18 protein-coding genes and 1 pseudogene are annotated in these 18,644 nt (G+C 65.5%); 14 read left to right on the top strand and 5 right to left on the bottom strand.

Features of this window, described 5'->3' with window-relative positions:
• On the bottom strand, positions 1-1,197 hold a 1,197-nt coding region (locus CC207_RS27945), incomplete at its 3' end, for a retention module-containing protein (RefSeq protein ID WP_256582247.1).
• 64 nt (positions 1,198-1,261) lie between these two features.
• Here CC207_RS27945 and CC207_RS26885 point away from each other — a divergent pair.
• The 8 genes from CC207_RS26885 (at position 1,262) to CC207_RS22515 (ending at position 10,345) form a co-directional block, all read left to right on the top strand.
• Entirely contained in the window at positions 1,262-1,543 is a 282-nt protein-coding gene (locus CC207_RS26885; protein ID WP_139121047.1) for a hypothetical protein, read from the top strand.
• A gap of 2 nt (positions 1,544-1,545) precedes the next feature.
• Entirely contained in the window at positions 1,546-2,883 is a 1,338-nt protein-coding gene (locus tag CC207_RS22545; protein ID WP_028689257.1) for a TolC family outer membrane protein, read from the top strand.
• Between the two features lie 43 nt (positions 2,884-2,926).
• Positions 2,927-5,083, top strand: coding sequence for a type I secretion system permease/ATPase (locus tag CC207_RS22540; protein ID WP_028689256.1), 2,157 nt, complete (start codon positions 2,927-2,929; stop codon positions 5,081-5,083).
• Complete coding sequence (locus tag CC207_RS22535; RefSeq protein WP_028689255.1) at positions 5,073-6,449, top strand: HlyD family type I secretion periplasmic adaptor subunit; 1,377 nt, start codon at positions 5,073-5,075, stop codon at positions 6,447-6,449. The genes CC207_RS22540 and CC207_RS22535 overlap by 11 nt, the downstream gene beginning before the upstream one ends.
• A gap of 211 nt (positions 6,450-6,660) precedes the next feature.
• Entirely contained in the window at positions 6,661-7,560 is a 900-nt protein-coding gene (locus CC207_RS22530; RefSeq protein WP_069016486.1) for a TauD/TfdA family dioxygenase, read from the top strand.
• Positions 7,561-7,578: 18 nt separating this feature from the next.
• Complete coding sequence (locus CC207_RS22525) at positions 7,579-8,598, top strand: ABC transporter substrate-binding protein (protein WP_062362644.1); 1,020 nt, start codon at positions 7,579-7,581, stop codon at positions 8,596-8,598.
• Between the two features lie 6 nt (positions 8,599-8,604).
• Positions 8,605-9,468: an ABC transporter ATP-binding protein gene (locus CC207_RS22520; RefSeq protein WP_028689252.1), complete on the top strand. Its 864-nt coding sequence runs from the start codon at positions 8,605-8,607 to the stop codon at positions 9,466-9,468.
• 13 nt (positions 9,469-9,481) lie between these two features.
• On the top strand, positions 9,482-10,345 hold the full coding sequence (locus CC207_RS22515) for an ABC transporter permease (protein ID WP_088852787.1): 864 nt from the start codon (positions 9,482-9,484) through the stop codon (positions 10,343-10,345).
• A 12-nt stretch (positions 10,346-10,357) separates the two neighbouring features.
• On the opposite strand, the gene CC207_RS22510 is transcribed toward CC207_RS22515, so the two are convergent.
• The gene (locus CC207_RS22510; RefSeq protein ID WP_028689250.1) at positions 10,358-10,915 is read right to left on the bottom strand and encodes a WYL domain-containing protein; all 558 of its coding nucleotides are present in this window, start codon (positions 10,913-10,915) and stop codon (positions 10,358-10,360) included.
• A 206-nt stretch (positions 10,916-11,121) separates the two neighbouring features.
• Between CC207_RS22510 and CC207_RS22505 the strand changes: the two genes are divergently transcribed.
• The 6 genes from CC207_RS22505 (at position 11,122) to CC207_RS22480 (ending at position 17,148) form a co-directional block, all read left to right on the top strand.
• Positions 11,122-11,934 (top strand): tetratricopeptide repeat protein, encoded by an 813-nt coding sequence (locus CC207_RS22505; protein ID WP_028689249.1) that lies wholly within the window; start codon positions 11,122-11,124, stop codon positions 11,932-11,934.
• 196 nt (positions 11,935-12,130) lie between these two features.
• Positions 12,131-12,568: a MarR family winged helix-turn-helix transcriptional regulator gene (locus tag CC207_RS22500; protein ID WP_028689248.1), complete on the top strand. Its 438-nt coding sequence runs from the start codon at positions 12,131-12,133 to the stop codon at positions 12,566-12,568.
• The gene (locus CC207_RS22495) at positions 12,565-14,652 is read left to right on the top strand and encodes an FUSC family protein (RefSeq protein ID WP_088852786.1); all 2,088 of its coding nucleotides are present in this window, start codon (positions 12,565-12,567) and stop codon (positions 14,650-14,652) included. Before CC207_RS22500 ends, CC207_RS22495 begins: the two co-directional genes overlap by 4 nt.
• Entirely contained in the window at positions 14,649-14,861 is a 213-nt protein-coding gene (locus tag CC207_RS22490) for a DUF1656 domain-containing protein (protein ID WP_016392395.1), read from the top strand. Before CC207_RS22495 ends, CC207_RS22490 begins: the two co-directional genes overlap by 4 nt.
• Positions 14,858-15,733 carry an HlyD family secretion protein gene (locus tag CC207_RS22485; RefSeq protein WP_028689246.1) on the top strand — a complete coding sequence of 292 codons (876 nt, stop codon included), beginning with the start codon at positions 14,858-14,860 and terminating at the stop codon, positions 15,731-15,733. Before CC207_RS22490 ends, CC207_RS22485 begins: the two co-directional genes overlap by 4 nt.
• Positions 15,730-17,148 (top strand): efflux transporter outer membrane subunit, encoded by a 1,419-nt coding sequence (locus CC207_RS22480; protein WP_028689245.1) that lies wholly within the window; start codon positions 15,730-15,732, stop codon positions 17,146-17,148. The genes CC207_RS22485 and CC207_RS22480 overlap by 4 nt, the downstream gene beginning before the upstream one ends.
• A gap of 48 nt (positions 17,149-17,196) precedes the next feature.
• Here CC207_RS22480 and CC207_RS22475 read toward each other — a convergent pair whose 3' ends face one another.
• The 3 genes and pseudogenes from CC207_RS22475 to CC207_RS27940 form a co-directional block, all read right to left on the bottom strand.
• Positions 17,197-17,940, bottom strand: coding sequence for a hypothetical protein (locus CC207_RS22475; protein WP_028689244.1), 744 nt, complete (start codon positions 17,938-17,940; stop codon positions 17,197-17,199).
• Between the two features lie 3 nt (positions 17,941-17,943).
• On the bottom strand, positions 17,944-18,531 hold the full coding sequence (lpoB, locus tag CC207_RS22470; RefSeq protein WP_028689243.1) for a penicillin-binding protein activator LpoB: 588 nt from the start codon (positions 18,529-18,531) through the stop codon (positions 17,944-17,946).
• A 21-nt stretch (positions 18,532-18,552) separates the two neighbouring features.
• Positions 18,553-18,644 (bottom strand): annotated as a pseudogene (locus CC207_RS27940) (DUF1425 domain-containing protein); the annotation flags it as partial.

Raw genomic sequence — 18,644 nt, 5'->3', positions numbered from 1 at the left:
GGTCACGGTGTAGGTGATCACGCCGCCTTCGGTCACGCTCGGGGTCGCGGTGAGCGTGGCGGTGGTGGTGTCGACCGAGTCGTTGATCTTGGTTTCAGCAGGTGCCGGGTTCGGCTCCAGTTTCTCGAAGTTGCCACCCGTTGCCCCCGTGATCGTGGTGCTGACGGTGCTGCCATTGTTGTAGACGTCGTTGGCCGGAGTCTGGAAGTCGACGCTACCGGACGACTTGCCAGCCTCGATGGTGACGGTCTGGCCATTGGACAGGGTGACGGTGACCGGGGTCTGGGCCGGGTTGGTCAGGGTCACGGTATAGGTGATCACGCCGCCTTCGGTGACGCTCGGGGTGGCGGTGAGCGTGGCGGTGGTGGTGTCGATGGTGTCGGTGACCTGGGTCACCGCCGGGGTGGTGCTCGGCGTGACGATCAGGCCGTTACCGCCAGTCGTGCCGGTAATGGTCGCGGAAATCTGGCCGCCATCGATGTAGGGCGTGTCGTTGGCCGGGATGTTGACGTTGACGGTGCCGGTGGTCTGGCCGGCCGGGATCACGATGACGGCGCCGTTGGACAGGGTCACGGTCAGGTTGGTCAGCGGTGGCTGGCCGACGGTGGCGGTATAGACGATGACGCCACCCGCCTCGGTGATCGTGGGGGTGGCGCTCAGGGTCAGCCCTGTGGTGAGCGGGACGTTGGTCGTATTGGTGCCGGCAGCGTTGCCGTCCAGTCCGCCCAGTTCCTCGTTCGCCAGGCCGGTGGCGAAGCCGATAGGGCCGGTGGGGAAGCCAATGGTCGGGTCGACCACCCCGGCGGTCTCTTCGAGCAGGACGAAGCTGTGTCCGCCGCCGACCGAACCGCCGCCTGCCGCGGCCGGACCAGCTGCGGTGGCTTCCAGCTCGGTGGTCGGGTCGGCACCGGCGGCGATGGCCTGTTGCAACTCTTCGACCGAGGGCGCTGCCTGGCCGGTGGCCTGGTTCAGGTCGATGCTGCTGTCGGGCGCATCGGCGCTCCACTGGGTGTCGCGGCCCAGGTCGAGCACACGGCCGTCGGCCAGTTCCAGGGTGACCGCGCCGCCCGCGCCGGTGTCTACCTGTTCGCCCGCCAGCAGGCGATCGCCTTCGATCAGTACGCGCCGGATGCCTTCTGGGGAAACTGCGATGACTTGGCCAACAATGCTTTTGACGATGGCGACAACAGTGCTCATTGGACTCTCCGGGCTACCTGTTCAGTTGGCTTCCATGCCTGGCCGGCGTTCGAGGCGGCGACTGATGGAATGTTTCAAATATGTTTTTGACGCTGATTTGCGTCAATTTTACGTCTATAATTTCTGGCTATTAAGTTTATGCCAAACTATTGACCTTCTGGCTGCCATCCTAAACAATCGCCAAGGTAATGTCACATTGATATTTGGCCAGCAAAGCCCTTTCTTTCGTATTAATCGCACTGCCTATTCGGAAGCTTCCTACATACAAGATCAGGGTTTGCCATTTTCCAAGGCAGGCACGGCTTCGGCTGTGATTTGGGACAACAGCTCTCTCGGGAACCAGTAAAAATGCGTGCGTCACTGTTCACCGCTCTTCCTTTCGCTCTCGCCGCCACATTCGTTCAAGCACAAACCTTGCCCGAAGCCATGCAGAAGGCCCTTGAGGTCCATCCGGAAATCCAGGCCGGCGTGAACGCCCGCACGGCTGCGGACTATCAGCTGCGCGCTGCCCAGGGCGGCTATTTGCCGCGGGTCGACGTGACCGCCGGTTACGGTCGCGAGGGCACCGACAGCCCAAGCACCCGCAACCGCTGGGAGACCCTGAACCGTGGCGAGTCGGCCATCCGCCTGCGGCAGATGGTCTTCGACGGCTTCGCCACCTCCAGCGAGGTCGGCCGTCAACAGGCCACCGTCAACGCCCGCGCCTACTCCCTGCTGGGGACCTCCGAGCGCACCGCGCTGACCGTCGCCCAGGTCTACCTGGACGTGCTGTCGCGCCGCGAGATGGTGCGCCTGGCCGAAGACAACCTGCGCAACCACGAGCGCATCCTCGACCAGATCAAGCTGCGCACCAGCCGCGGCGTCGGCCGCCTGGCCGACCTCGACCAGGCCGAGGCGCGCCTGGCCCAAGCCCGCAACAACCTGATCACCGAGCAGACCAACCTGGCCGATGCCAACACCAACTACCTGAGCGTCGTCGGACAAATGCCCGACGAGTTAAGCACGCCCGCGCCATTTGTCGACCTGCTGCCGGCCACCCTCGACGAGGCCCGCCACCAGCTGGTCGAGCAAAGTCCGATCCTGCGCTCGGCCGAGTCGGACATCGCCGCCGCCGAGAAGCAATACGAAGCGGCAAAGTCTACGTTCTATCCACGTTTCGATGCCGAACTCGGACGAACGGCCGACAACAACCTCGACGGCGCCGTCGGCCACAACAACGAATGGCAGGCCATGCTGCGTATGAACTTCAATTTGTACGCCGGTGGCAGCAACAAGGCCGACCTGGAATCGAAGTCGTACCTGGCCAACCAGGCACTGGACATTCGCAACAACGCCTTGCGCCAGCTCAATGAGGAGTTAGGCTTGGCATGGAATGCTCTGGAGAACGCCAACGCCCAGGTGCCGATCGCCCAGCAGTACGTCGATCACAGCAACCGTGTGCGCAGCGCTTACCAGCAGCAGTTCGGCCTGGGCGAGCGAACCCTGCTCGACCTGCTCGACAGCGAGAATGAAACCTTCACCGCCCAGCGCCGTCTGGTAGAGGTGAAAAACACGCAAATGTTTACTCAGTATCGAATCAAGGCGACCATTGGTCAGCTGCTCAAGAGCCAGGGTGTCGTAGCACCGATGGCGTCCGTTGTGCAGAACGACCTGAAACCCAAGGTGAACCTGCCAGGCATGAACTGAAAGGCGCCTTGAACCTACCCCGCAAGGATGAAGAGAGCGCCGCGTGGAATCCGAAGTCAGTCGAGTCCAACTCAGCCACGATCCACGCAGTCAGCATGACGACCCGCTGCTGGACAGCCTGCTGACCCTGTGTGTCCTGCACCAGAAGCCCGCCAGCCGGGCCATGCTGACCACCGGGCTGCCCTTGCCCTCGCAGCGCCTGACCCCCGAGCTGCTGCCCCGTGCAGCCGCCCGTGCCGGGCTGCAGGGGCGCCTGCTGCAGCGCAAGCTCGAGCAGATCCCCAGCATCGCCATGCCGGCGATGCTGCTGCTCAAGGAAGGCCGTTGCGCCGTCCTGCTCGGCTGGGAGAACGAAGACACCGCGCGCCTGCTGCTCAGCGAGAGCGACGGTGGCGAGGTGCATGTCACCCGTGAGGCGCTGCAGGGCGACTACAGCGGCAAGGTGTTCTTCGCCCAGCCGCAGCACAAGTTCGACGTCAACCACGGCAACCTGATCCCGCGCGCGCGCTCGTGGTTCCGCGACACCCTGCTGCGTAGCAAGTGGCTGTACATCGATGCCATCGCCGCCAGTCTGGTGATCAACCTGATTGCCCTGGCCGCGCCGTTGTTCGTGATGAACGTGTACGACCGCGTGGTGCCCAACCAGGCCACCTCGACCTTGTGGGTGCTGGCCATCGGCATTGCCGGTGCCTATGTCTTCGACCTGATTCTCAAAGGCTTGCGCAGCCTGTGCCTGGACCTGGCCGGCAAGAAGACCGACCTGATCATCTCGGCGACGCTGTTCGAGCGCATCGTCGGGATGTCGATGAAGTACCGCCCGGCACGGGTCGGCAGCTTCGCCCAGAACATCCACGAGTTCCAGGGCCTGCGCGACTTCCTCGCCTCGCTGACCCTGACCAGTCTGATCGACCTGCCGTTCACCTTCCTGATCCTCATGGTCATCGCCATCATTGGTGGGCACCTGGTGTGGATTCCGATCCTGGCCTTCCCGTTGGCGCTGGGCATCGGCTATGCCCTGCAGAAGCCGTTGATGGCAACCATGGAGCGCACCATGGCCCTGGCCTCCGAGCGCCAGTCGAGCCTGATCGAGACCCTCGCCGGGCTGGATGCGGTCAAGGTCAACAACGCCGAGAGCGAGCGCCAGTACATGTGGGAGCAGACCCTCGGCACCCTGAGCCGCCTGGAGCTGCGGGTGAAGGTACTGTCGGGCCTGGCCATGAACATCACCGCGCTGATCCAGCAACTGGCCGGCGTGGCGATGATCTGCGTGGGCGTGTACCTGATCATCGACGGCAACCTCAGCATGGGCGGCCTGGTGGCCTGCTACATGCTCAGCGGTCGCGCCCTTGGCCCGCTGGGCTCGCTGAACGGCCTGCTGGCCCGCTACCAGCAAGCCAAGGTGACCATGGTCGCCACCGACCAGATGATGGAACTGCCCCAGGAGCGCAACTTCGAAGAGCGCCCACTGAGCCGCCAGGTGCTGCAGGGCGCCATCGAGTTCCGTGGGGTCGAGTTCACCTACCCGAATCAGCAGAACCAGGCGCTCAAGGGCATCAACCTGAACATTCGCCCGGGCGAGAAGATCGGCATCATCGGCCGCAGCGGCTCGGGCAAGAGTTCCCTGGCCAAGCTGATCGTGGGCCTGTACGAACCGGACAACGGCTCGCTGCTGGTCGATGGTGTGGACATCCGCCAGATCGACGTCAGCGAACTGCGCCACAACATCGGCTACGTGCCCCAGGACATCCAGCTGCTGGCCGGCACCCTGCGCGACAACCTGGTGAGCGGTGCCCGCTACATCGAGGACGAACTGATTCTCCAGGCTGCGGAACTGGCCGGCGTGCATGAGTTCGCCCGGCTGCACCCCGACGGCTACGAGCTGCAGGTCGGCGAGCGTGGCCAGAACCTCTCCGGCGGTCAGCGGCAGAATGTCGCCCTGGGCCGCGCGCTGCTACTCAACCCGCAGATCCTGCTGCTCGACGAGCCCACCAGCGCCATGGACAACACCGGCGAGGAGCGTCTCAAGCAGCGCCTGGCCGCGGTGATCGAGAACAAGACCGTGCTGCTGGTCACCCACCGGGCGTCGTTGCTGTCGCTGGTGGACCGGTTGATCGTCATCGATCGTGGACAGATTGTCGCGGATGGCCCGAAAGCCGCCGTCATGGATGCGCTGAAGAAGGGGCAGATCAGTGTTGCATAAGCTGGATATCGGGCGTTTCAAGGACAACCTGCGCCGCTACTTCAAGGGCTCCGAGTCGCTGGCCGGCCAGCCGCTACCCGAGGTCAACAAGGCATTGATCGAGGACGCGCCACGGGTGGTGCGCCTGACCATCTGGGGCGTGATCGCGTTCTTCCTGTTCCTGATCATCTGGGCCAGTGTCGCGCCCATCGACGAGGTGACGCGCGGGGAGGGCAAGGCCATCCCGTCGTCCAAGGTGCAGAAAATCCAGAACCTCGAGGGCGGCATCGTCGCCGAAATCTTCGCCAAGGAAGGGGAGATCGTCGAGGTTGGCCAGCCGCTGCTGCGCCTGGACGAAACCCGCTTCGCCTCCAACGTCGACGAGACCGAGGCTTCGCGCCTGGCCATGGCCTTGCGCGTGCAGCGCCTGACGGCCGAGGTCGAGGACAAGCCGCTGCAGATCGACGAAGAGCTGCGCAAGGCCGCGCCAAGCCAGGCCGCCAACGAACAGTCGCTGTACCAGAGCCGTCGCCAGCAACTGCAGGACGAGCTTGGCGGCCTGCAGCAGCAACTGGTGCAGAAGCAGCAGGAGCTGCGCGAGTTCAACTCCAAGCGCGCCCAGTACGCCAACAGCCTGCAGTTGCTGCGCCAGGAAATCGCGATGTCCGAGCCGCTGGTGGCCCAGGGCGCGATCTCCCAGGTCGAGGTGCTGCGCCTGCGTCGCGCCGAGGTCGAGAACCGTGGCCAGATGGACTCCACCGCCCTGGCCATCCCCCGTGCCGAGGCGGCGATCAAGGAAGTCGAGAGCAAGATCGAGGAGACCCGCGGCAAATTCCGCAGCGAGGCGCTGACCCAGCTCAACGAGGCCCGCACCGAGCTGAACAAGGCCACCGCCACCAGCAAGGCGCTGGACGACCGCGTGCACCGCACCATGGTCACCTCGCCGGTGCGCGGCATCGTCAAGCAACTGCTGGTCAACACCATCGGCGGGGTGATCCAGCCGGGCAGCGACATCATTGAGATCGTGCCGCTGGACGACACCCTGGTGGTAGAGGCGAAGATCCTGCCCAAGGACATCGCCTTCCTGCACCCGGGCCAGGAAGCCACGGTCAAGTTCACCGCCTATGACTACACCATCTACGGCGGCATGAAGGCCAAGCTCGAGCAGATCGGTGCCGACACCATCACCGACGAAGACAAGAAGACCACCTACTACCTGATCAAGCTGCGTACCGACAAGAGCCACCTGGGCACGGACGAGAAGCCGCTGCTGATCATCCCGGGGATGGTGGCGACAGTGGATATCATGACCGGCAAGAAGACCATCATGAGCTATCTGCTCAAGCCGATCATCAAGGCCCGCAGCGAGGCGCTTCGCGAGCGCTGATCGATCTTGTGGGAGCGGCCTCGGTAAGGCCGCTCCTTCATATGGATATGTCGTAACGGTATTTAAAATCCTGTTCTTATGACTTTATAGTCACCCCACTGCGTACCCGCCGACCAATCGGCGCGCCGCACGACTCGAACCCACACGGGCAATCCCCGTGCGTTTCCGATCGTTGCGCGCCCTGAAGTCGCGCACTGCGTGGGAGTGAACAATGCCAGCCGCCTCGAACGCCTTGTCGACCATCGACAGCGCCCTGCCGCAAACCTTCGACATCCGTCCGTTCCCCGGCGCCGTTGGTGCCGAGATCATCGGCCTCGACCTGGCCCGTGCGGTTAATGCCGAGGATTTCACCCGTATTCACCGCGCCCACCTGGACCATCACGTCCTGGTGTTTCGCGACCAGCGCATTACCCCCGAACAGCAGATCGCCTTCAGCCGCCGTTTCGGCGAGCTGCAGATCCATGTGCTCAAGCAGTTCCTGCTCGCCGGCCATCCCGAGATCCTGATCGTTTCCAATATCGTCGAGGACGGCCGCAACGTCGGCCTGGGCGATGCCGGCAAGTTCTGGCATTCGGACCTGTCGTACAAGGAGCTGCCGAGCCTGGGCTCGATGCTGCACGCCCAGGAGCTGCCCAGCGAAGGCGGTGACACCTTGTTCGCCGACATGCACAAGGCCTGGGACGCGCTGCCCGAGGCCCTGCGTCGGGTCGTCGAGGGCCGCAGCGCCGCCCACTCCTACACCGCCCGTTACGCCGAGACCAAGTTTGAAGGCAACTGGCGCCCGACGCTGACCGCCGAGCAACTGGCCCAGGTCCAGGAGGTTATCCATCCGGTGGTGCGTACCCACCCGGAAAACGGCCGCAAGGCGCTGTTCGTCAGCGAAGGCTTCACCACCCGCATCGTCGGCCTGCCGGATGACGAAAGCCGCGACGTGCTGCAACAGCTGTACGCCTTGAGCGTGTTGGAGCAGAACATCTATCGCCACCAATGGCAGCCCCACGACCTGGTGTTCTGGGACAACCGCTCGCTGATCCACCTGGCCACCGGTTGCCCCGCGCACCTGCGCCGCAAGCTGTACCGCACCACCATCCAGGGCGATGCCCCGTTCTGACGACTGAGGAAACACATCATGCGCAAATCCATCAGCCGCCTGGCGGCAAGTATCGGCCTGGGCGCCAGCTTGGGTCTGGGCAGCCTGGCGGCGCCGACCGTGGCCCATGCCGAAGGGCAGATCCGCATCGCCGAACAGTTCGGCATCGTCTACCTGCTGCTCAATGTGGTGCGCGACCAGCAACTGATCGAGAAGCACGGCAAGGAGCAGGGCCTCGACATCAAGGTCGACTGGGCCCAGCTGTCCGGTGGCGCGGCGATCAACGACGCCTTGCTGTCCGGCTCGGTGGACATCGCCGGCGCCGGTGTCGGGCCGCTGCTCACGGTGTGGGATAGAACCCGCGGCCGGCAGAACGTCAAGGCCGTGGCCTCGCTGGGCAACTTCCCGTACTACCTGGTCAGCAGCAACCCCAATGTGAAGACCATCGCCGATATCTCCGACAAGGACCGTATCGCCGTTCCGGCGGTGGGCGTTTCGGTGCAGTCGCGCTTCCTGCAGTATGCCGCCGCCCGGCAGTGGGGCGACAAGGAGTACAACCGCCTCGACAAGTACACCCTGGCCGTGCCGCACCCGGACGCCACCGCGGCTTTGCTGGCCGGCGGCACCGAGCTCAACGGGCACTTCTCCAACCCTCCGTTCCAGGACCAGGTGCTGGCCAACAAGAACGTGCACGTGGTGCTCGACAGCTACGACCTGCTCGGCCCCAACTCACCGACCCTGCTGTTCGCCACCGAGAAATTCCGCAAGGACAACCCCAAGACCTACAAGGCCTTCGTCGACGCCCTGGCCGAGGCCGCCGACTATGCCCAGAAGGACAAGGCCGGCGCCGCCGACACCTACATCCGCGTGACCAAGGCCAAGATCGACCGCGAGGCGCTGATCAAGCTGATCGACAACCCGCAGTACGAATTCACCGTCACGCCGAAGAACACCTACAAGTTGGCCGAGTTCCTCTACCGGGTCGGCGCGATCAAGAACAAGCCTGAATCGTGGAAGGACTACTTCTTCCAGGATGAACGCCCGTTGCAGGGGAGCTGAACGCCGATGACCGCCCCATTGCCAGGCCACACGGCCAGCAACCTGAGCCGTGTCGCCACCCCACCGCTGCTGGCGGTGGACAACCTGAGCCTTGAATACCGCACCGCCCAGCGCGTGGTGCGGGCCACCCACCAGGTCAGTTTCGAGGTCGACCGCGCCGACCGTTTCGTCTTGCTCGGCCCGTCCGGCTGCGGCAAGTCCACCTTGCTCAAGGCCGTGGCCGGCTTCATCGAGCCACGGGAAGGGCAAATCCTGCTCCAGGGCCAGCCGGTGCGCGGCCCGGGGCCGGACCGCATCGTGGTGTTCCAGGAGTTCGACCAGTTGCCGCCGTGGAAGACGGTGAAGCAGAACGTGATGTTCCCGCTGCTGGTGTCCGGCCAGCTCAAGCGCGCCGAGGCCGAGGAGCGGGCGCTGCATTACCTCGAGAAAGTCGGCCTGGCCGCCTTCGCCGACGCCTACCCGCACACCCTGTCCGGTGGCATGAAGGCCCGCGTGGCCATCGCCCGGGCACTGGCCACGCAGCCGAAGATCCTGCTGATGGACGAGCCGTTCGCCGCCCTCGACGCCCTGACCCGGCGCAAGATGCAGGAAGAGCTGCTGCTGCTGTGGGAGGAGGTGCGCTTCACCCTGCTGTTCGTCACCCACTCCATCGAAGAGGCGCTGGTGGTGGGCAATCGCATCCTGCTGCTGTCGCCGCATCCCGGGCGGGTGCGGGCCGAGGTGCACAGCCACCAGTATGACCTCGGTAGCCTCGGCGCCAGCGATTTCCAGGCCAGTGCCCGGCGTATCCACCGGCTGTTGTTCGACGAGGCCGATGCCTCGACGCCAGCGGACGATCTGGGCTTCAACGATATCCGTATCGCCTACTGACGGGAGCCAGGGCATGACGACGACACCTGTACGCCAGGAATACGAAGTGCAGCTGCAACCCCTGCCGGGTGTGCCGCTGGAGCGCGAGCTGCCGCTGGTGCAACGCTTGTGGCAACAGGGCTGGCTGCGCAAGGCCGTGATCCTGGTACTGCTTGCGGTGGTCTGGGAGGCCGTTGCCCGCTATTCCGGCAACGACCTGCTGCTGCCGAGCTTCCTGCAGACCGCCAGCGCGTTGTGGGACGGGCTGCTCAGCGGCGAGCTGCCGGCCAAGGTCGGCGTATCGCTGGTGGTGCTGCTCAAAGGCTATGTGCTGGGCATCGTCCTGGCCTTCGGCCTGACCAGCCTCGCCGTCTCGACGCAAGTGGGGCGCGATCTGCTGGGCACGCTGACCTCGATGTTCAACCCGCTGCCGGCCATCGCCCTGCTGCCGTTGGCCTTGCTCTGGTTCGGCCTGGGCGACAACAGCCTGATCTTCGTGCTGGTGCACTCGGTGCTGTGGGCGCTGGCGCTGAACACCTACGCGGGCTTCCTGGGCGTGTCCGAGACCCTGCGCATGGCCGGGCGCAACTACGGGCTGCGCGGCCTGCGCCTGGTGCTGCATATCCTGGTGCCGGCGGCGCTGCCGTCGATCCTGTCGGGGCTGAAGATCGGCTGGGCCTTCGCCTGGCGTACGCTGATCGCCGCCGAGCTGGTGTTCGGCGCCAGCAGCGGCAAGGGCGGGCTGGGTTGGTACATCTTCCAGAACCGCAACGAGCTGTATACCGACAAGGTGTTCGCCGGATTGGCGGTGGTAATTCTTATCGGCCTGCTGGTGGAGGGGCTGGTGTTCAACACCCTGGAGCGGCTGACCGTGCGGCGGTGGGGGATGCAGCGCTAGGGCTCGCGGAGCTCAATTCCGATACCGCGCCGCAGCGCTGTCCAGCGTCCGCGCAATCTCCTCGCGCAGCGCCTGCGGCGCTTCCACCACCAGCCCATCCCCCTGGCTCAGCAACCACCAGCGCAGGGGCCAGCCGTCCGCCACCGTCGCCCGCAGCCGGTGCCCCTGTTCCAGGGCAGTCAGTTGCATGTCGGCAGTCAACGGCGCTTCGCGCAGTCGGCGGGCCAGCAGGTCGCTGATCCATGCCTGCAACTCGACCCCTTCCCCTTGCCCTGGCTGCAGCGTATCGCCGCGCAGGTACCCCTGCAGGTCGAAATTCCCACGCAGCTCGCCACCGGCATTGGCCGACCAGTGCCAGCCGAACGGGATGCTCTTGTCGTTGCGCTCCAGCGGGAAGATCAGCGACAGCTCGTTGAGGTCGCGCTCGACCGTGCGCTTGCTGACGGTGAAGCCCACGTCACGCAGGCGCCACACCAGTTCGGCACTGGTGATCCCGGGGGAGCGGCTGGGCAATTGACGGAGCAAGGCCCATTGGCGGCTGAGGGTGGCGCGGGTGGTGGCGAACGGCAAAAGGAAACGTCCTTGTCTAGGCTTGCCGGCATAGGATGGCGGCACGGGTAGGGCATGGCAATTGGCCACAGCGTGCTCAGATCAAGGAAGATGCAATTGGTTGCCTGGGATCAATTCGTTCGCGACAGGTTTTGTCGTGGCATCGCGCAGAATCACGCCTCACCACAGTGGAGGTTGGAGCTGTGGGTCGTTCAATGAGGATGAACATGTCTGCCGCCAGCAATATCCATTCGCTGCTCGCCCGGCTTCTCCCCGAGCGGATCGTCCCGGCTCCGGCACGCCCCGGACAGCGCCACAGGCTGTTCGCCGGGGTCGGCATGCCCAGCCAGCAGGCCTTGAGCGGCGAGCGTTTCGGCCTGGCCGATCGGCTGGACGAGGCGGTCGACCTGCAGGCGGTCTACCACGACCTGTGCCGCCAGGCTTTGCTGGGCAATGTCGCGGCGCTCAATGACCTGGGCTGGATCTGGCTCAACGGCAAGTACTGGCGCGGCGACACCGTGCTGGCCGGCCACCTGCTGCGCATGGCCGCGCTGCAGGGCAATGCCGCGGCCTGGTTCAACCTTGGCCAGCAGCATTATTTCGGCAAGGGTGTGGATGTCTCCTACGCCAACGCGGCCGAATACTACCGGCATGCCTTCGAGCGGGGCATGGTGCATGCCGCTGCGGCGCTGGGAGATTTGTACGAAGAAGAGGTGTGCGAGGGCGACCAGGTGTGGCAGGTCGACCCGCTCGAGGCGTACCAGTGGTTCCTGCGTGGCGCCCAGCGCGGGGAGACGCGCTGCCGCTTCGAGGTGGGCTACCGCTTGTTGCATGGGGTGTATGTCGAGGCGGACACCAAGGCCGGGCTGTATTGGCTGGAGCTGGCGGCGGCGACTGGCGTGATGCAGGCGGCCGAGGAGTTGGCGGTGCATTTCAGCAGTCGCGATGCGGCGCGCTACCTCGGCTGGCGCGACCAGGCCATCCAGATGGGCAGCACCCTGGCGCTGACCATGAAGCTGGAAGACCAGATCCAGCCGTGAGGCAATGTTCAGCGCGATCCCTGGAGCGGCCTTGCCGAGGCGTCGGACCGGTCGCTCCAGGGATCGTGTTATCCGGCCAGATCGCGGGTAGATGAACAACCTTTCATCGTTTCCCTCCGTCACCCCTGGTTGACGACAGGGGTAGGGCAGGGCGTATATTGATAGTTAGCAAACTATGAATATCTTCGGTTCCCAAATGTCCCTCGACGCACTGCACCTGAAAATCAGCAGCGGCATGGTCGTCGCTGCCCGTCATTGGCGGCGCCTTTGCCAGGGCGCCCTGACCGGCTACGGCATTTCCGAAGCCTGCGCCGTGCCGCTGCTGATGATCGTGCGCCTGGGCGACGGTGTGCATCAGGTGGCAGTGGCGCAGGCGGCCGGGCTGGAAAGCCCGTCGCTGGTGCGCCTGCTCGACCAGCTGTGCAAGGCCGGGCTGGTCTGCCGCAGCGAGGATCCGCTGGACCGCCGCGCCAAGGCCCTGAGCCTGACCGTCGAGGGGCGCGCCCTGGCGGAGTCCATCGAAGGCGAACTGGTGCGCCTGCGTCGTGAGGTGCTCGGCGGTATCGACCAGGCCGACCTGGACGCCACCTTGCGGGTGATCCAGGCGTTCGAAGCCGCGGGCGTGATGCCATGAGTGGCTTCTTCAGCTCCGTGCCCCCGGCCCGCGACTGGTTCTACGGCGTGCGCACCTTCGCCGCGTCGATGATCGCCCTGTACATCGCCTTGCTCATGCAGTTGCCGCGTCCCTACTGGGCCATGGCCACGGTGTACATCGTCTCCAGCCCGTTCCTCGGCCCCACCACCTCCAAGGCGCTTTACCGGGCCCTGGGTACGTTGCTGGGCGCCGGCGGAGCGATCCTACTGGTGCCGCCGCTGGTGCAGTCTCCGCTGCTGCTGAGCATTGCCATCGCCCTGTGGACCGGCACCTTGCTGTTCCTTTCGTTGAACCTGCGCACGGCCAACAACTACGTGCTGATGCTGGCCGGCTATACCCTGCCGATGATCGCCCTGGCGGTGGTCGACAACCCGCTGGCGGTGTTCGACGTTGCCTCGTCCCGCGCCCAGGAGATCTGCCTGGGCATCGTCTGCGCGGCGGTGGTCGGCGCGATTTTCTGGCCGCGCCGGCTGGCGCCGGTGGTGGTGGGCGCGACCGGCAACTGGTTCGCCGAGGCGATCCGCTACAGCGATACCTACCTGGCCCGCGAGGCCAGCGCCGACAAGGTCGGCGGCATGCGTGGCGCGATGGTTGCCACCTTCAACTCGCTGGAATTGATGATCGGCCAGCTCGGCCACGAAGGCGCCGGCCCGCATACCCTGAAAAATGCCCGTGAGCTGCGTGGCCGGATGATCCACCTGTTGCCGGTGATCGATGCCCTGGACGACGCCCTGATCGCCCTCGAGGGCCGCGCCCCGGCCCAGTTCGCCCAGTTGAAACCGGTACTCGATGCTGCTCGTGAATGGCTCAAGGGCACTGCCGACAGCGCCTCGGTGGCGCGCTGGACCGCCCTTCACGAGCGGATCGACCGCCTGCAGCCCGGCGCCGCCGCCATCGACCAGCGCGCCGAACTGCTGTTGTCCAACGCCCTCTACCGGCTGACCGAATGGGCCGATCTCTGGCAGGACTGCTGCAGCTTGCAGCACGCCCTGCGCAAGGACGACGCCACGCCCTGGCGCGCGGTCTACCGTCACTGGCGCCTGGGCCGTCTGACGCCGTTCTTCGACCGTGGCCTGATGCTCTATTCGGTGTTCTCCACCGTCACCGCCATCATCGTCGCCTGCGGCCTGTGGATCGGTCTGGGCTGGAACGACGGCGCCAGCGCGGTGATCCTCGCCGCCGTGTCGTGCAGTTTCTTCGCCGCCATGGACGACCCGGCGCCGCAGATCTACCGGTTCTTCTTCTGGACCTTGATGTCGGTGATCTTCTCCAGCCTGTACCTGTTCCTGGTACTGCCCAACCTGCACGACTTTCCGATGCTGGTGCTGGCCTTCGCGGTGCCGTTCATCTGCGTCGGCACCCTGACCGTGCAGCCGCGTTTTTACCTCGGTACCCTGCTGACCATCGTCAACACTTCGACCTTCATCAGTATCCAGGGCGCCTACGACGCCGACTTCTTCACCTTCATCAACGCCAACCTGGCCGGTCCCGTGGGCCTGCTGTTCGCCTTCATCTGGACCCTGGTGGTGCGCCCGTTCGGCGTGGAGCTGGCGGCCAAGCGCATGACCCGCTTCACCTGGCGCGACATCGTCGAGATGACCGCGCCGGCCACCCTGGCCGAGCACCGCCAGGTCGGCGTGCAGATGCTCGACCGCCTGATGCAGCACCTGCCGCGCCTGTCGCAGACCGGCCAGGACAGCGGCGTGGCCCTGCGCGACCTGCGCGTGGGCCTGAACCTGCTCGACCTGCTGGCCTACCTGTCGCGCGCCGGCGCCGAGGCCCGCGAACGCCTGCGCACGGTGATCGAGGAGGTAGGCAGTCACTACGCCGCCTGCCTGCGTGCCGGCGAGCGCCTGCATGCCCCGGCGGCGCTGCTGCGCAACATGGAGCGTGCGCGCCTGGCGCTGAACCTGGACGAATTGTACGAACGCGGCGACGCCCGCACCCACCTGCTGCACGCCTTGAGCGGCCTGCGCCTGGCGCTGCTGCCGGGCGTGGAAGTGATGCTCGAGCCTGCCGAGCAAACGCAACTGCCCCCCGGACTCGACGGAGCGCCCCTGTGATCGGTGAACTGGATATCAGCGGGGTGTTCCTGCCCACGCTGCTGGTGATGATGTTTGGCACCTACCTGCTGTTCCTCGGGGTGCACGCGGTGCTGGTGCGCCTGCATTTCTACCGCCTGGTCTGGCACCGGGCGCTGTTCAACGTTGCCCTCTATGCCGTGCTGCTTGGCGCGGTGGACCACTTTTGCCGAAGCCTGATGCTGCCATGAAAAAACCTTTGCTGACCCTGGGCCGCGTGGTCCTGACCTTGCTGGTAGTGACCTTCGCCGCCGTGCTCGTGTGGCAGATGGTGGTGTACTACATGTTCGCCCCCTGGACCCGAGATGGGCATATCCGTGCCGACGTGATCCAGATCGCCCCGGATGTGTCCGGGCTGATCCAGAAGGTCGAGGTGCGTGACAACCAGACCATCAAGCGCGGTGACGTGCTGTTCACCATCGACCAGGACCGCTTCACCCTGGCCCTGCGCCAGGCCAAGGCGACCCTGGCCGAGCGCCAGGAAACCCTGGCCCAGGCCTCCCGCGAGGCGCAGCGCAACCGCAAGCTGGGCAACCTGGTGGCGGCCGAGCAGCTTGAAGAGAGCCAGTCCCGCGAGGCCCGCGCCCGCTCGGCGGTGAACGAGGCCCAGGTGCAGGTGGATGTGGCCCAGCTCAACCTCGACCGCTCGGTGGTGCGCAGCCCGGTGGACGGTTACCTCAACGACCGCGCCCCGCGTGCCCACGAGTTCGTCAGCGCCGGGCGTCCGGTGCTGTCGGTGGTCGACAGCGCCTCGTACCATGTCGATGGTTACTTCGAAGAGACCAAGCTGGGCGGTATCCATATCGGCGATGCCGTGGAGATCCGCGTGATGGGCGACAACACCCGACTGCGTGGCCGGGTACAGAGCCTGGCCGCCGGCATCGAAGACCGCGACCGCAGCAGCGGTGCCAACCTGCTGCCCAACGTCAACCCGGCGTTCAGCTGGGTGCGCCTGGCCCAGCGGATTCCGGTGCGCATCGCCTTCGATGAAGTGCCGGAAGACTTCCGCATGATCGCCGGACGCACCGCCACGGTGTCGATCATCGAGGGCCAGCATCCATGAAACAGCTGATCCTGGCCGGGCTGTGCCTGTCCCTGGGGGCCTGCATGATGGTCGGCCCTGACTACGAGCTGCCCAAGGACGCCGCCGTGCAGCGCGACGACCTCAATGGCCCGCTGCGCCAGGACGCCGACAGCGTGGTCTCGGCGCCGGTGCCCGAGGACTGGTGGCAGTTGTACCAGGATCAACGGCTCAACGAGCTGGTGCGCCAAGCCCTGAGCGCCAACACCGAACTGCGCGTGGCCGCCGCCAACATCGCCAAGGCCCGCGCCCAGGTGGAGGTGGCCGAGTCCCAGGGGGGCTTCAACGGTGGAGTCAAGCTGGGCGCCCAGCGCCTGCAGGAGTCCGGCGAAGCGTTCCTGCTGCCGGAGAAAGTGCCGGTGGCCAATATCGGCGAAGCGATCATCAGCGCCAGCTACCAGTTCGACCTGTGGGGTACCTTCAAGCGCGGCACCGAGGCCGCCAAGGCCAACGCCGACGCGGTGCAGGCTGCCGCCGACACCGCGCGCATCACCCTGGTGGCCGATGTGGTCAAGGCCTATACCCAGGTGTGCTCGGCCAACGAGGAATACCACATCGCCCGAGAGTCGCTGGACCTGCAGCAGCAGAGCGTGCAACTGACCCAGCGCCTGCGCGACGCCGGGCGTGGCGACGAGACCCAGGTCACCCGTTCGCAGACCCAGTTCAAGTCCCTGCGCGCCGAACTGCCGCGCTTCAAGGCCGAGCGTGAGGCGGGCCTCTACACCCTTGCTGCGTTACTGGCCAAGCCGGTCGAGCAGTTGCCCGCCGGCACCGCCGATTGCGCCGAACTGCCCCACCTGTCGCAGCTGGTGCCGGTCGGTGACGGCGCGGCCCTGCTCAAGCGCCGCCCGGACGTGCGTCAGGCCGAGCGCCAGCTGGCGGCGGCCACCGCCAGCATCGGCGTGGCCACCGGCGCGCTGTACCCGGATATCAGCATCGGCGCCCAGGTGGGCACCATCGGCATCCTCGAGAACCTCGGCGAGCCGGCCACCAACCGTTGGGGCTTCGGTCCGCAGATAAGCTGGAACATCCCCACCAACGGCACCCGCGCGCGCATTCGCATGGCCGAAGCCTCGACCCAGGCGGCATTGGCGCATTTCGACGGGGTGGTGCTCAACGCCATTCGCGAAACCCAGACCCGCCTGGCGCAGTACAGCGCGCTGCTGGATCGGCGCGATGCCCTGGCCGAGGCAGAGCGTTCGGCCAAGGAGTCGGCGGACCAGACGCATCTGCGTTACCAGGTGGGGCGTGAGTCGTTCCTGGCGGACCTGCAGGCGACGCGGACCTATACAGACGTAAGGGCGCAGCTGGCGGCGGCCAACAGCCAGGTGGCGATGGGGCAGATAGGGGTGTTTCTGGCCTTGGGTGGCGGCTGGAAGGACAGTGCCAGGCCTTGATGATTCACCTGTAGGAGCGGCACAAGGCCGCTCCAGGGATTGTGTGGGTTAGTTCAGCACCCGCGCCGGCTCATCCGGCGGCAGGTTGTCCCGCCCACGCGGCTGCTTCGTCTGCCCAGGCACCGAACCGCCCAACTGCTCGGCCAGCTGCTGCGCCACATCCTCGCCCAGCGCCTTCGACACATCACGCACCACCCGCGGACGGTTCAGCGTCACGCGGCGGTCCTGGCCCTTCACCAGCTTGGTGTCCTGCCCCTCACCCATGGCGGTGAACGCCGAGGTGATCTCGTAGGTGCGGGTGTTGATCAGGCTGAAGTCGGCGACCACCGTCAGGCCCAGTACCGCCGAATAGCTGTCGGTGTGGTCCAGCGAGTTGATGTCCTGCTGGAAGTCGATGTCCGACAGGGTGCCGAACAGCACGTAGTCGGCACCCTTGAACGCGCCATTCTTGATGCGGCGGATCACGTCGTAGACGTCTTCCTTCGAGTCGGCGGTATAAGGACGGCCCTGGACCAGCTGGAACATGCCGGTCTTGAGGATCTCACCCTTGATGTCGCCACCGAACTTGCGCAGCTCGGTCTGCTCGATGTAGCTGTTAAGGCTCTCGTACTCGCTGTAGCTCGACTGGCCGCTGGCGTGATACATGCCGGCCTGGCCGCTGCTCTGGGCGTTGATGGTGTGGATGTATTCCTCCACCTGCGCCTGGTAGGCCAGGTCGGTCACCGCCACCTTGGGGGCCGCCTGCGCGCCGAAGGCGCAGGCCAGGCCGATGATTGCCATCCATGCACGCATCGATCAGCGCTCCGTGGTCTTGCGGATTTCTTTTTCGTCCATCCACTCGGCCAGGCCGCTTTCCACGTCGATCAGCTGCAGGCTGAACTTGTAGAACACGTCCTTGTAGTCGCTGCTGCGCTTGACGATCGAGCTGATCGAGCCTTCCAGACGGTACTTGGCGGCGATCATGTTGCCGGTCTTGGCCACGGTCTTCTTCTTGTACAGACCGCTCTGGTTCTGCAGCTTGAGCTGGTCGACCTGGCTCTGCATGTCGGTGTTGTCGCTGGCGAAGCGGGCGGCGCCGGACTTCATCAGCTGGGTCTTGATGGAGGTGGTGATCTCGCGGGTATCGATGTACTCGCTGGTCTTGTTCTTGACGTCGTACACCTGCACCACCGGGCGGCCGTGCAGCACGCCGGACTGGGCCAGGGACCGGGTCATGCTCTCGGCGATCATCTGCAGGTCGGTGGAGCCGAACTCGTTGGTCACCAGCTCGACGGCCTTGCTGTCGCCGTAGCTGATGTTCTTGCCGCCGAGTACCGGCGACGGGGTGCTGCAACCGCTGACCAGGGCAATGGCGATGGCGGCGAGGGAAAGGCGTGCAAACATGGAACGTGCTCCTGAAAGGGATTACCGGGTGTGGACTTCGAGGCGGAAGTCGCGGGCAGCGGGGCTCGGGGCGATGGCGGGCAGGAACTTGGCCTGCTTGCCGTACAACGGCA

The organism is Pseudomonas sp. DrBHI1 (genome assembly GCF_002205115.1).
Taxonomy (GTDB): domain Bacteria; phylum Pseudomonadota; class Gammaproteobacteria; order Pseudomonadales; family Pseudomonadaceae; genus Aquipseudomonas; species Aquipseudomonas mosselii.
The sequence above is the reverse complement of the archived record's forward strand: the minus strand, read 5'-3'. Positions and strand labels throughout refer to the sequence as shown.

What these genes read in the sequence shown, in the direction of transcription:
- CC207_RS26885 (WP_139121047.1), top strand. Translation starts at nt 1,262, where the DNA reads ATGGAATGTTTCAAATATGTTTTTGACGCTGATTTGCGTCAATTTTAC.
- CC207_RS22545 (WP_028689257.1), top strand. Translation starts at nt 1,546, where the DNA reads ATGCGTGCGTCACTGTTCACCGCTCTTCCTTTCGCTCTCGCCGCCACA.
- CC207_RS22530 (WP_069016486.1), top strand. Translation starts at nt 6,661, where the DNA reads ATGCCAGCCGCCTCGAACGCCTTGTCGACCATCGACAGCGCCCTGCCG.
- CC207_RS22525 (WP_062362644.1), top strand. Translation starts at nt 7,579, where the DNA reads ATGCGCAAATCCATCAGCCGCCTGGCGGCAAGTATCGGCCTGGGCGCC.
- CC207_RS22520 (WP_028689252.1), top strand. Translation starts at nt 8,605, where the DNA reads ATGACCGCCCCATTGCCAGGCCACACGGCCAGCAACCTGAGCCGTGTC.
- CC207_RS22515 (WP_088852787.1), top strand. Translation starts at nt 9,482, where the DNA reads ATGACGACGACACCTGTACGCCAGGAATACGAAGTGCAGCTGCAACCC.
- CC207_RS22505 (WP_028689249.1), top strand. Translation starts at nt 11,122, where the DNA reads ATGTCTGCCGCCAGCAATATCCATTCGCTGCTCGCCCGGCTTCTCCCC.
- CC207_RS22500 (WP_028689248.1), top strand. Translation starts at nt 12,131, where the DNA reads ATGTCCCTCGACGCACTGCACCTGAAAATCAGCAGCGGCATGGTCGTC.
- CC207_RS22495 (WP_088852786.1), top strand. Translation starts at nt 12,565, where the DNA reads ATGAGTGGCTTCTTCAGCTCCGTGCCCCCGGCCCGCGACTGGTTCTAC.
- CC207_RS22485 (WP_028689246.1), top strand. Translation starts at nt 14,858, where the DNA reads ATGAAAAAACCTTTGCTGACCCTGGGCCGCGTGGTCCTGACCTTGCTG.
- CC207_RS22480 (WP_028689245.1), top strand. Translation starts at nt 15,730, where the DNA reads ATGAAACAGCTGATCCTGGCCGGGCTGTGCCTGTCCCTGGGGGCCTGC.
- CC207_RS22475 (WP_028689244.1), bottom strand. Translation starts at nt 17,940, where the DNA reads ATGCGTGCATGGATGGCAATCATCGGCCTGGCCTGCGCCTTCGGCGCG.
- lpoB (WP_028689243.1), bottom strand. Translation starts at nt 18,531, where the DNA reads ATGTTTGCACGCCTTTCCCTCGCCGCCATCGCCATTGCCCTGGTCAGC.